Genomic DNA, 13186 nt, shown 5'->3' with positions numbered 1-13186 from the left:
ATGCACTTTACTAAAAAAGAGGTTGTCATCAAAGCAGCCTCTTTATAAAAGTGAATTATATCATAAATAACAAAGAAAATATAATAAGAGTATTCCAGAATATTCTATAATAAAAAAACAGTATGAAAATTAAATTTTTACTAGTGCTCAGCAGTCTCTTCTTTTTTTTAAATGCCTGTTCTAAAGATGACAATGAAACTGTTGAAACTTTAGAAACACCCATTGCAAATGCACCAAAAGATGTGAATGACAATGGTTTTAAAGCTAAATGGAATTATGTTTCCAATTCTAAAAGCTATCTTTTAGATGTTTCTACAACCGAAAATTTTACAGCAATTGTGCCCAATTACAATTCAAAAGAAGTGACTGATTTGAATGAAGTTGTGGTTGGTTTAGCGGGTGGTACGCAATATTATTACAGAGTAAGAGCCAAATCAGAGACGCAAACTTCGGGTTATTCAAATGTTATTAGTGTTGTAACTACCGGGTCTAACGGTATTCCTGAAGATCCTACATTTTTAAAAGTAAAAGTCAATAAGGTGGCAAATCCATTTTTTGTTGGTATGGCAATAAAGGCTTCGCAATTAACCAGCGGAAGCCCTTATGATATTATTTTGAAAAATGAATTTAGCAGTATTTCTGCCGAATATGAAATGAAAATGGATCAAATTTCTACTACAAGCGGTGTTTATAACTGGACAGTGGCTGATCAAATTGTTGCTTACGGAAATTCAAATGGCATCAATGTTCACGGTCACGCTTTAGTATGGCACAATTCAGTACCAAAATGGCTAACCGATTTTTCTGGTACTGATGCTGAATTTGCTGCAGAAGTAAAAAAATATATTACGGATGTTGTGACGCATTATGCCGGAAAAGTAAAATCCTGGGATGTGGTTAATGAATCTGTAGATGATAATGGCGGCAATATGAGAAATACTATTTTTCTTAGACGAATGGGACCTAATTATGTAAAAGATTGTTTTCAATGGGCAAGAAATGCAGCAACTACAGCAGGTGACACAAATTTATTATTGTTTTATAATGATTATGCAACGTCGACCAATATCCCAAAACAAGATAAAGTTTTTAGCATTATAGATGATCTAAAAACAAGTAACCTTATTGATGGTGTTGGTTTTCAAATGCATAATACTTATTTAAGCCCAACAAAAACTCAAATCGAAACAGATATTAACAGAGCTGTTTCAAAGGGTCTGAAAATTCATGTTTCAGAATTAGACATTCAAGTCAATCAATTTAATGACATCTCTACTTTTACAAATGAAAGAAGATTAGCTCAAAAAGAAAAATACAAAGAAATGGTAAAAATCTATAATGCACTTCCGGCAGCAAACAAATACGCTTTAACGATTTGGGGAATGAAGGATAATGAATCCTGGATTCCGTATAACACAGATCTTAACCATGTTGGAAATGACTGGCCTTTATTGTATGACGCAAATTTTGCTATCAAAAGTTCGCATACCGGATTTCTCGAAGGTTTAGATTAAATTTTAAAGCATAATACTTTACTATACTATTAATTAACCACAAAAAATTATGAAAAAATTAAATTTGTTATCATTAGCATTATCATGTGTTTTAGGATTTGCATCCTGCTCAGATAATACAAGTCCTGTATTGGAAGAAGACCAATTGGCAAGTGTAAATACCTCTAAAAGTACAGGTAAAATAGCCGCCGCACCCTGGGTGAAACAATTTGAAGACACATTCAATGTAGGCTCTAATTTGTCACAATGGACAAAAGAACAACGATCGGATTATAATTCCTGGTATTGTGACTATAATAGTTCGGTACCTACCACACAATGGAGAGATGGAAAACAATGTTTAGAAATCAAAACAACCAAATTAAGCACTTACAAATATCAATCTGGTTTCATTAGTTCTCATTATCAATACAAACCAGAAAACAATACAGAGTATATGCTTTCTGCTAATATTAAATTAATAGCGATGGATGGCGGAACCTACAAATCTTTCTCAGATACTTACGGTGCATGGCCGGCCTTTTGGTCTGTACAGCAAAACGCATGGCCAACCAAAGGAGAAATTGATATTCTGGAAGGTTACTCTTTTGCACCTAACGCCAGCCGTTATACTTCAAATATTTTTTATGGAACTTCTTCCGGAAACAACTTATTAGGAAACGCTGCCGAAAGAAACTATCCCGGTAGTTTTAATTTAAACGGAAATAACGGATGGCATTTATATGAATCCTTCTGGAAAATGCAAAACAATGTTGTAACCGTAACCATAAAGGTTGACAATGTAACTGTTGCAACATATATGAACAGTAGTGTAGCTAATCTTAATTTTAATAATTTTGGAACACATTCGATTATTTTCAATATGAATGTGGGATCAAAAGACTCTAATTTTATAGACCCTAATAAAATTAACTTATTTTCATCTGTAATGATGTGGGTAGATGATGTAACGGTTTACAAAAGACCAATCTAATTGATAAGCGGAGGAAGCAGATTTCGAAAATTATAAATATTTATGTTGTAGCCAGCACTGATAGTTCGAATTCAATTCTTCAAAATACAACTTTTAAAAGAGGCTTTCCGTAAAGGAACAGCCTCTTTTTTATATTTCTGTTTAATCTCAATTTTATCTCTTGTTATGGTCATATTATTTTCGGTTCTGTCACATCTGGGAATAACATTTATCTTTAGAATTTAAACCCATCGAAAAATGAATACGAAAGGTCATTGCTATCCAAAGTCTATTATTCTGCAGGCAGTATATTTCAAACTTAGGTTTACTTTAAGTTATCGAGATGTTGAAGAAAGAATGAAGATAAGATTGGAGGCAGCTTCAATGTAATATATACTATAGATTTGATTCAAGTTCTTTTAAAGCATTTTTAATAAATCCTTCCTTATCAGCCTTCATCTGTCCCAGCAATTCCTTTCTTTTATCAGGAATTTTGGTATACTTTTCAGCCCAAAGATTAATTTCAACAATTATGGGAATTAAATCCATTCCTTTCTGTGTCAATTGATATAATACTTTGGCTTTACTTTCCGGATGCTCCAGTTTCTGAATAATTCCGTTTTCTTCTAATGAAAGCAGTCGGGCAGCCAAAATGTTAGTTGCTATCTTCTCATCAGATTTGGCCAATTCGCCATAGGTACATTTTTTTTTAAGCATTAAATCCCTCACAATCAATAGTGACCACTTGTCACCAAAGGCTTCAAGTGAAAAACTTACCGGGCAGTCTGATCTCTTTTTTTGAGTTTTCATAAAATAAATTTAAAACCACTTGCATTTTACAAGTAAATGCTTTTATATTTGCACTTGCAATTCGCAAGCAAATATACAAATAATAATTTTAAGCTAAGAAATAATGGAATTAAAAGGAAAAACAATATTAATTACCGGTGGTTCTGCCGGAATAGGATTAGAGGCAGCAAAACAATTCATTACAGAAGGCGCTAAAGTAATTATTACAGGAAGAGATCAGAAAAAATTAGATCTTGCCAAAAAAATGCATCCATCCATTACGACCATTAAAAGTGATGCGTCCAGCCAGGAAGCTGCGATTGCTTTGTACAATCAAATTAATGAAATGGGTGGTATCGATATACTTTATAACAATGCCGGAATTATGAATGGCCAGGATAATTTAGGTTTCAGTAATTCAAAACATTTTGAGAAAGCTGCCATAGAAATTAATACTAACTACTTAGGAGTTATTCTCTTAAATGATCTTTTTCTGAATATGCTTAAGCAGAAAAGAAGCAGCTATTATCAATACATCATCGATATTGAGTTACACGCCGTCCAATCTTGTACCGACTTATTCAGCATCAAAAGCTGCAGTACGTTTTTATACCGAAGCATTACGAGATCATTTACAGATAATTGGAAGCAGCATAAAAATATTTGAATTATTGCCCCCGTTGGTAAAAACAAATATGTCTGAGGGAATGGAAGGTAAATCGATAACACCAGATGTGCTAATTGATGCTTTGATAAAAGGATTAAAAAACAATACGTACACTATTCGTGTTGGCGATACAAAAGCGATTTATCTGTTAAATAGATTTTTACCAAAGTTAGCTTACAAGTTATTGAATCATAAAGGCATTACGGCCAGATTGCAATCTTAATTTATATAAAATATTTAACTGAAAATAAAATGAACGTTGTTCATTTTATTTTATATCTTTGTCAGTAGTAAGTCTGGAACAGATAAGTATGAGTATAGTAGATAGAAAAGCAAGAGAAAAAGAAGCTTTAAAAGCCCTGATATTAAAAGGTGCTAAAAAGCTTTTTGTTGAAAAAGGAATTGAACAGACTACCATAAGAAACATTGCTGAAGAAATTAACTACAGTGTAGGCACTGTTTATGTTTATTTTAAAGATAAAAACGATATTCTCCATGATCTTCACACGATAGGTTTTCAGGAATTAGATAGTTATTTTATGGAGTTATATACTGTAGAAGATCCGAAGGAAAGATTAAGGAAAATGGGGTTTACCTATATTAAATTTGCCATCGAAAATTCTGAAATGTACGATTTGATGTTTAATCTAAAAGCGCCAATAGAATTCCTCAAAGAGTCCGAGAATGAAGATTGGGACGAAGGATGTACAGCATTTGGATTAGTTAAAAAAACTATTGAAGAATGTATTAATAAAGGATATTTTAAAGGTCATAGCGCTGAACCATTGGCATTTATGGTTTGGAGTTTGGTACATGGTATGTGCTGTCTGGAAATTCACCAGAGAATTAAAAACGTAAATTTTACTAATCCGGATACCATTTTGTATGACGGATACAATGAATATTTAAAAATGATAGAAAAGCTTTAAAAATTTTTTAATCAAAAAAATGAACATAGTTCAAATTATAAACAATGTACAATAAATGAAAATTAAACTAACTTTTGCAATACTCTGTCTAGGATATTTAGGGTATGCACAGAACAAGCTGGAAAGTTATATACAGACAGGCTTAAAAAATAACGAAGTAATCAGGCAGCATAATTTTGACATAAATAAAAGTATGTATGCCTTAAAAGAAGCACAAGCTTTATTTTATCCAACAGTTTCTTTAAATGGAAGTTACACAAAAGCAGAAGGCGGAAGGACAATCGATATTCCTATTGGAGATATGCTGAATCCGGTGTACACTACTTTAAATCAGATTACCAATTCTAACGCTTTTCCAATGTTAGAAAATCAGTCGGTTTTGATAAATCCGGATAATTTTTATGATGCTAAAATTCATACCACGATGCCATTGCTAAATTTTGAAATTATTTATAATAAAAGGATCAAAACCCAGCAGGCTTCGCTTCAAAAAATAGAACTCGAAATCTACCAAAGAGAGTTAGTAAAGGAAATTAAAATTGCTTATTACAAATACCTGCAGTCGGTTGAAGGAATTAAGATTTATGAAGATGCTTTGGCTTTGGTAAAAGAAAATCAAAGGGTAAATCAGGCTTTATTTAGAAATGAAAAAATAAACAGAACTGCCGTTTTACGAAGCGATAATGAGGTAATCCGCATTCAGGCCAATTTAGAAACCGCGCGACAGACCAGCAATAATGCCAGATCATATTTTAATTTTTTATTGAATCAAAAACTTGATACCGTAATAGAAACGGATCAGAGTGAAGTACCGCCAATAGAAGTCATTTCAGAAAATACCCAAAATAGAGAAGAATTGCAAAAGCTGACGCAGGCTAAAGAAATCAATGAAAATGTTAGCAAACTGACCAATTCATACTGGCTGCCAAAAGTAAATGGTTTTGCCGATTTCGGAATTCAGGATTTTGAATTTGAAGTTGATAAGCAATCACGGTATTATTTTGCCGGTGTGGGTTTAGAGTGGAATATTTTTTCGGGAAATAAAAACAAGTATAAACTGAAACAAGTCGAAGAGGATCAGAAAAAAATAAGTTCCCAGACTGATAATGTCAAACAGCAATTACTGCTTCAGTTTCAGATTTCACAGAACAATCTAAAATCGGCCTTGGAGCAGTTTTATGCAGATAAAAATCAAAAACAGTCGGCCAAAAAATACAACGACGATATTACCAAACTATACAAAGAAGGCCAGGCCATTTACATAGAGCTTCTGGATGCGCAGAACCAATGGGTAAATGCACAGCTTAACACCAATATTTCGCTTTATAATTCCTGGATTGTTTTTGCGGAATTAGAAAGAGCCAACGCCACTTTTACTTTTAACTAAAAACAAAAAAAATGAAATCAAAGATTCAAAAATACCTAAAAGGAAGTTTTATACCAGATAGTAGAAAAAGCCTGGTTCTACTGCTTGTTCTATCGCTTTTTTACGCCTGTAAAGAAGAAAAAAAAGAAAATTTACCCTTTGAAAGCGCAGATGTTATTCCGATTAAAACAGCCTCAGTTCAATCTTTGGCCCTTAAGAATACCATAAGCGCATCGGGTTTGGTAACAACAGAAAACCAGGCAAATTACGGATTTAAAATCGGAGGCATCATCAATCGAATTTATGTTGAAGAAGGACAGTTTTTTAAGAAAGGACAACTTTTGGCATCGTTAGACGAAACAGAAATTAATGCCGGTTTAAACCAAACTGATCTGAATCTCAAAAAGTACGAACGTGATTATAAACGAGCAGGCAATCTCTACAAAGACAGTGTTTACACATTAGAACAGCTTCAGAATACAAAAACAGGTCTTGACATTGCTAAAAAACAGAAAGATGCTGTTGCTTTTAATGCACGTTATTCTAAAATTTATGCGGCTGCAGATGGATTTGTTTCGAAAAAAATAGCAAACGAAGGAGAAATAGTCGGCGCAGGAGCGCCAATTCTGGCTATAAATGAAACGAGCCAGAACAATAATTATCTGCTAAAAGTAGGATTGACAGACAAAGAATGGGCTGCGGTTAAAGTAGGACAGAAAGCCACTGTAACACTTGACGGTTATCCGGACGAAAAATTTGGTGCTTTTATTTTTAGAAAATCGCAGGCGGCAGATGCAGCATTGGGTTCTTTTCAGGTTGAATTAAAACTGAGCCTTAACAAAAACAAACCAGCAGTGGGAATGTTTGGAAAAACCGAAATAAATGCAGAACACTCAGAAGATTTTATGATCATTCCGTACAATTCGCTTATTGAGGCAGACGGAAACAAAGCGTTTGTTTTTATTGTAGAGAATAACAAAGTAAAACGCCAACCGGTAATAATCAATAAATTTGAGAACAATAAAGTATTCATCAAAGAAGGTCTTCAGAAAACAGATCAGATCGTAATCTCCAACAGTGCTTATCTGAACGAACAATCAACCATCAAGATCATTAAATAATTCAGTATCATGAAAATAACAAACTTTGCTGTTAAGAATTATCAGTTTACGCTGATTATATTTCTGCTGGTTGCTGTGGTAGGTTATCTTACCCTGTTTACAATGCCAAGGGCTGAAGATCCTGCAACACATCCTCCACAATATTTAATTACGGTAATTTATCCCGGCACAAATCCGAAAGATATGGAGGAACAGGTCGTAAAACCGATCGAAAACAAAATTTACGGACTCGAAAATATCGAAAAAATATTAACCACAGTAGAAGACGGTGTTGCTGCTTTTCAGGTAAAATTTAAATACGGCGTTGATGTTGATAACAAATATCAGGAGATTTCTACGGAAATGAATGCGCTTAAAAACAGCGAACTTCCCAAAGATATTTATCAGATAAAAACCGAAAAAATTGCTTCATCAGATGTAAAAATCCTTCAGGTGGCTTTGGTTTCTGAAAATGCGTCAGACAAAAAGCTGCGCGATGAAGCGGATAAGCTTAAATCTAAAATTGAGAAAATAACCAATCTTAAAGATGTAAAATATGCCGGAATTCCGGAGCAGGAAATTCGCATTGACTTACAGTTGGAAAAACTGGCACAGCTAAAAATTCCGTTAAACGTGGTCATCGGAAGCCTACAAAGCGAAGCAGCCGATATTCCGGGAGGAAGCATAGACTTAGGCAGTAAAGTATTTAATGTAAAAACCAGCGGTAAATTTAAAAATGCCGATGATGTAGCCAATACGGTAATTTACAATGCGAACGGAAAAATAATCTACATGAGAGATGTAGCCGAAGTAGGCTATAAGTCTCAGGTTGTCGATCATATTACGCGCATCAACGGACACCGTTGTGTGCTCGTGACAGCCGGAATGAAAGACAATGTAAACATTACCGATGTACAAAAAGAATTCTTGCCAATTGTAGATGAATTTTCTAAAGAACTACCGTCAAACATAAAATTGGTAAAAAACTTTGATCAGGCGAATATGGTATCGCAGCGTCTGGGACATTTAGGTTTTGATTTTATGCTGGCAATTTTTTTGGTAATTGTTACATTGCTTCCATTAGGTTTAAGAGCTTCCGGAATTGTGATGATTTCTATTCCGTTATCGCTCGCATTAGGATTAATTGCAATGAATGCTTTTGGCTTTTCTTTAAATCAGTTGAGTATCGTTGGTCTGGTGGTAGCTTTGGGATTACTGGTTGATGACAGTATTGTGGTAGTCGAAAATATAGAACGGTGGCTGCGAGAAGGACATTCAAAAATGGATGCAGTCCTTAAAGGCACCAGACAAATTGGAATTGCTGTAGTAGGCTGTACTGCAACACTTATTATCGCTTTTTTACCGCTGACTTTTCTGCCGGATGTTTCGGGTGAGTTTATCCGAAGTCTGCCAATGGCTGTCATTACAAGTGTTTTGGCATCGATGATTGTAGCTTTAACATTGGTTCCGTTTTTAGGAAGCCGATTTTTAAAAACACACGATCATGCGGGAGGGAATATTTTTCTTCAGTATCTGCAAAAGTTCCTGACCAGAGCGTACCGTGATGTTATGCCAAAAGCCTTAAAATATCCCAGAACAACTATTGCCATTTCTATCGTTTTAAGCATCACTGCTTTTGGATTGTTTAAAGTAACTGGTTTTAAATTATTCCCAGCTTCTGAAAAACCAATGTTTCTTATTAATATAAAATTACCACTTCAGGCCAATATTTCAGAAAGTGACCGCGTGACCAAAATTGTAGAAGCAGAGTTAAAAAATCATAAAGAAATCGTGTATTACACTTCCAATGTAGGTAAGGGAAATCCGCAGATTTATTACAATGTGCATCCACAGGACAGAAAACCGGATTTTGCACAGATTTTTGTCCAGCTAGAAGATGAAGCAAAACCATCAGAAAAAACAGCTTTGATTGAAGAACTGCGAACTAAATTTAAAACTATGCCTTACGCAAAAGTAGAGGTAAAAGATTTTGAACAGGGAACACCCTTAGAAGCCAATATTGTAGTGCGGTTATTTGGTGAAGATCAGGAAGTGCTGCGCAAGCTTTCTTCACAGGTAGAAACTATTCTTAGAAATCAGGAAGGAACCGTGTACATTAACAACGAGTTGAATACTTATAAGACAGATGTTAAAGTTAAAATAAATAAAGAAAAAGCCAGAACACTGGGAGTATTAACGAGCGATGTGGATAAGGTAATCCGTCTTTCGGTAGCTGGATTAACGGTTGGCGATTATATAGATGACAGGGGAGATGCCAGAAATGTTACACTGACATTGCCCCGTGATAAATTTTCGAACCTTGATGCTTTGAAAAACCTGTACGTAAATAACCTTCAGGGAACCCCGATTGCACTGAACCAGATTGCTGAAATTTCGTTTGAAACTTCTCCAACTGCAATTAATCATTTTAATAAATCACGCTTTTCAAAAGTAACCGCTTTATCAGCAAAAGGTTATTATGCCAATGATTTATTGACGCACATTGTTCCAAAACTGGATCAATTGAAAATGCCAAAAGGATATTACTACAAATTATCAGGTGAAAAAGAATCCGAAGGAGATGCGCTGGGTGGTAATTTTCTGGCGGTAATTATTTTAAGCACCTTTTTGTTTGTTGCGGTTTTACTGCTGCAGTTTAAAACTTTTAAAGGAATTATTATTGTGCTTTCGATTATACCATTGGGAATCTTAGGGGGAGTACTTTTACTTATTATGAACGGAAGTCCGATGTCGTTGGTTGCCATTATCGGTTTTATAGGTCTTTCCGGGATACAGGTCAAAAATTCGCTGCTGCTGGTAGATTTTACCAATCAGTTGAGACAGGAAGGGCATTCGATCGATGAAGCGATTGCCATTGCAGGAGAAACGCGTTTTCTGCCGGTAGTACTGACATCCATTACTGCAATTTGTGGTTTGATTCCAATTGCGCTAAACTCAAATCCTTTGATTACACCATTGGCCATTGTTTTAATTGGCGGTTTAATCAGTTCTACAATATTATCAAGAATTGTAACTCCGGTGATGTATAAATTGATTCCGCCAAGTATTGAAAAGAAGTAAGGAAACAGAAAATAGTTTTTTTTGTTGCAATTCTAAAAAAAAAAAAGCAGAAACGAGTCAAACCATTTGCTAGTAGGGTATATAAAAAAAATGGCGCCAATTGTTTTCAATTGGCGCCATTTGGCTGTTGTGACCTCGACGAGACTAATTTCTATATATTTTATGGAAGATTTGAAGAGATTGGCTTACCATATGTGACTCCTGTCTTTCATTGGCTTAAAGAATTTGGTTTTGATGTCCTGTTGGGGATTGAGAGAAAATTGATATCGTTTTATTTTTGATTTTGCACAAAATGTACTCTGATATTTTTTACTTTATTTAATTAATGTAAAAGATACCGCCTTAACTTTTGTGGCAAAAAAGGTTTCCATTCCAGAGTAAAACAGTAATTTCAGGTTATTCGTTAAGGAAGATTAAACAATTCGTTTTTAAAATCCATGATATTTGTTTATTTTGCTTTGAGAGATTCGATTAGAATTGATGGCTTATAAAAATTGCTATAATTTATTGAGTTTATTTACCAGATAACTTATCATATGTGCAATACTTTCAGCAGGAACAGAGAAATCATTTTCGATCCAATTTTTGATCACAGCAATACTTCCTTTTTCGCCAAATTGGTATGCCATTTCAGCAAAAGGCTTTACTTCGTCGGTAAGTTCTATTTGATTTTCAACTGGAAAATTAGTCCGAACACTTCTCAGGATTCGCGACAGAATTCCGCTTCCATCTGCTTTGGTAAACACAATTTTGCTCATCTGCTTATCACTTTCCAGTAACTGGCAGCTGAGCAGTATCACATCATCCATATTGGTACTTTTACGCAAAACTACTGAGAGTTTTTCAAAAACATTATCTTCTATTTCAAGCACTATATCCAGCGGAATATTATAATGCCGATAAAATGTATTGCGGTTGACATCGGCTGTTTTACACAGTTCGGTTATGGTAATTTCGCTCAATTCCCTCTCGTGCAGCAAACTAAATAATGCCTCACGCAATATTTTTTTAGTATACTGAACCCTTCTGTCTTTTCTTAAATCCATCACAAATTATTTTACATACGCTACAAAAGCATTATTCTTTGTTCGCTAATGTACAGTAGAATCCTTTTTTGAAACAGCAAATACATTCTTCTTTAATAGTTTTACGTAGTAATCAAAAAGAACACAAAGTTAAATATTGAACATATTGTATAACAAATATAGCTTTTTAATCAAAATTTAAGCGGATTGAAAAGGACAAATGTTAAATTAAAAAAAATGGAAAATAAGATATCACGAAAAAAAATACTTCTGACTGGTGCATCTGGAACTGTAGGATTTGAAACCTTACAGCATCTGGTTGAGCATACGGATTATGAAATAACGGTTTTTGATTTAAAAACCCAAAATTCAGTAAAAAAACTGGCTCCCTTTCGATCTCGTGTAGAGATTATGTATGGCAACATCAGCAATAGAGAAGAAGTGCTAAAAGTTGCCCAAAATAAGGATGTAGCTATCCATTTGGCAGCTGTCATTCCACCTCTTGCAGATATAGATCCAGAGATGGCTTACAGTGTCAATGTGAGAGGGACCGAAAATCTTATTTACGCTTTAGAGAAGAATTCACCGGATTGTTATTTGATTTTTAGTTCCAGTATTTCAGTTTATGGTGATCGGATGAAGAATCCCCAGATAAGTATCACTGATATTTTGCAGCCCAGTCCCGGTGATCAGTATGGAGAAACAAAAGTGTTGTGTGAGTCGTTGATTGGGAAATCCAAATTATCATGGAGTATTTTTCGTCTGGCTGCAATTATGGGGAATCATAAGATATCCAAATTGATGTTTCATATGCCGCTGGATACACCAATGGAAATCTGCACGCCAAAAGATACGGGCAGAGCTTTTGCTAAAGCAATTGAAAACCAAAAAAAACTAGAGAAGCAAATATTCAATTTGGGAGGGGGAGAGGATTGTGTTATTACTTATGGATCTTTTCTAGACAAAATGTTTGCTGAATTTGGCTTAGGCAAAGCTGATTTTCCACAAAAGGCTTTTGCAGAGAAAAATTTTCACTGTGGTATTTTAAAAGATGGTGAAGATTTAGATAATATTCTAGGTTTTCGACAGCAAAATTTGAATGATTATTTCGAGATGGTCCGCCAGAAAATTTATCCTCTCCAAAAAAAAATCACCTTCATTTTTAAAAGTATGATAAAAAAATGGCTGCTCTCACAATCAGAACCCTACCAGGCGTTTAAAAAAGGGAATGTAAAAAAGATGAATCACTTTTTTAACCAATTAGAGAAAGAGAAGCTAGAAAAGGTTCTATTATAAATCCTAAAAATATTACTTATGAAAATTAAAATGATAATCTTGATAGTACTTGTAACAGTTAATTCGGCACTGTTTGCACAACATAATTTCAGCGTTGAAGTATCGGGCGTAAAACTCGGCAAAGGATCTGTTTCTTTTGGATTGTACGATAAAGAGAAAGGCTTTCTTGATAATGAGTCACAGATTGCCACCGCAAAAGTAAAAGCTACAGAAAATAAAGTGGTCTACACGTTCAAAAACCTACCGGATGGCGATTATGCTATTGCTGTTTATCAAGACTTAAATAATAACGGAAAATGTGATAGAAATATTATTGGTTATCCGACAGAAGGATTTGGATTTTCTAAAAATTATAAACCAAAACTCTCAGCACCTAATTTTGATGATGTGAAAATTGCAATCAACCAGTATGCTAAAACCAGTATTGTATTGATTGTTAAATAGAAGACCCTTGCTCAGTTATGGGA

At 34.5% G+C, this 13186-nt stretch carries 12 protein-coding genes; 10 read left to right on the top strand and 2 right to left on the bottom strand.

Features of this window, described 5'->3' with window-relative positions:
- Positions 1-122 precede the first annotated feature (122 nt).
- Positions 123-1514, top strand: coding sequence for an endo-1,4-beta-xylanase (locus tag EV143_RS03990; protein ID WP_133506686.1), 1392 nt, complete (start codon positions 123-125; stop codon positions 1512-1514).
- 49 nt (positions 1515-1563) lie between these two features.
- Positions 1564-2487: a glycoside hydrolase family 16 protein gene (locus EV143_RS03985; RefSeq protein WP_133506685.1), complete on the top strand. Its 924-nt coding sequence runs from the start codon at positions 1564-1566 to the stop codon at positions 2485-2487.
- A 375-nt stretch (positions 2488-2862) separates the two neighbouring features.
- Here the strand turns inward: EV143_RS03985 and EV143_RS03975 are convergent, their stop codons facing one another.
- A complete protein-coding gene (locus EV143_RS03975) occupies positions 2863-3276 on the bottom strand; it encodes a winged helix-turn-helix transcriptional regulator (protein ID WP_133506684.1) in 414 nt (137 codons plus the stop codon).
- 103 nt (positions 3277-3379) lie between these two features.
- Between EV143_RS03975 and EV143_RS21730 the strand changes: the two genes are divergently transcribed.
- The 6 genes from EV143_RS21730 (at position 3380) to EV143_RS03950 (ending at position 10398) form a co-directional block, all read left to right on the top strand.
- Positions 3380-3922 (top strand): SDR family NAD(P)-dependent oxidoreductase, encoded by a 543-nt coding sequence (locus EV143_RS21730; RefSeq protein WP_410503698.1) that lies wholly within the window; start codon positions 3380-3382, stop codon positions 3920-3922.
- Positions 3923-3950: 28 nt separating this feature from the next.
- Positions 3951-4145 carry an SDR family oxidoreductase gene (locus EV143_RS21720; RefSeq protein WP_243739810.1) on the top strand — a complete coding sequence of 65 codons (195 nt, stop codon included), beginning with the start codon at positions 3951-3953 and terminating at the stop codon, positions 4143-4145.
- Between the two features lie 88 nt (positions 4146-4233).
- A complete protein-coding gene (locus EV143_RS03965; protein ID WP_133506683.1) occupies positions 4234-4851 on the top strand; it encodes a TetR/AcrR family transcriptional regulator in 618 nt (205 codons plus the stop codon).
- Between the two features lie 55 nt (positions 4852-4906).
- Positions 4907-6238, top strand: coding sequence for a TolC family protein (locus EV143_RS03960; RefSeq protein WP_133506682.1), 1332 nt, complete (start codon positions 4907-4909; stop codon positions 6236-6238).
- A gap of 11 nt (positions 6239-6249) precedes the next feature.
- Positions 6250-7338 carry an efflux RND transporter periplasmic adaptor subunit gene (locus EV143_RS03955; RefSeq protein ID WP_133506681.1) on the top strand — a complete coding sequence of 363 codons (1089 nt, stop codon included), beginning with the start codon at positions 6250-6252 and terminating at the stop codon, positions 7336-7338.
- 9 nt (positions 7339-7347) lie between these two features.
- Complete coding sequence (locus EV143_RS03950; RefSeq protein ID WP_133506680.1) at positions 7348-10398, top strand: efflux RND transporter permease subunit; 3051 nt, start codon at positions 7348-7350, stop codon at positions 10396-10398.
- A gap of 497 nt (positions 10399-10895) precedes the next feature.
- Here EV143_RS03950 and EV143_RS03945 read toward each other — a convergent pair whose 3' ends face one another.
- Complete coding sequence (locus EV143_RS03945; RefSeq protein ID WP_133506679.1) at positions 10896-11447, bottom strand: TetR/AcrR family transcriptional regulator; 552 nt, start codon at positions 11445-11447, stop codon at positions 10896-10898.
- Positions 11448-11660: 213 nt separating this feature from the next.
- On the opposite strand from EV143_RS03945, the gene EV143_RS03940 reads away from it, so the two are divergent.
- Both EV143_RS03940 and EV143_RS03935 read left to right on the top strand, forming a co-directional pair.
- Positions 11661-12719: an NAD-dependent epimerase/dehydratase family protein gene (locus EV143_RS03940; protein ID WP_133506678.1), complete on the top strand. Its 1059-nt coding sequence runs from the start codon at positions 11661-11663 to the stop codon at positions 12717-12719.
- Positions 12720-12737: 18 nt separating this feature from the next.
- The gene (locus tag EV143_RS03935; protein WP_243739787.1) at positions 12738-13163 is read left to right on the top strand and encodes a DUF2141 domain-containing protein; all 426 of its coding nucleotides are present in this window, start codon (positions 12738-12740) and stop codon (positions 13161-13163) included.
- Positions 13164-13186 lie beyond the last annotated feature (23 nt).

The sequence above is a fragment of the Flavobacterium chryseum genome, assembly GCF_004362015.1.
Lineage (GTDB): Bacteria > Bacteroidota > Bacteroidia > Flavobacteriales > Flavobacteriaceae > Flavobacterium.
The sequence above is the reverse complement of the archived record's forward strand: the minus strand, read 5'-3'. Positions and strand labels throughout refer to the sequence as shown.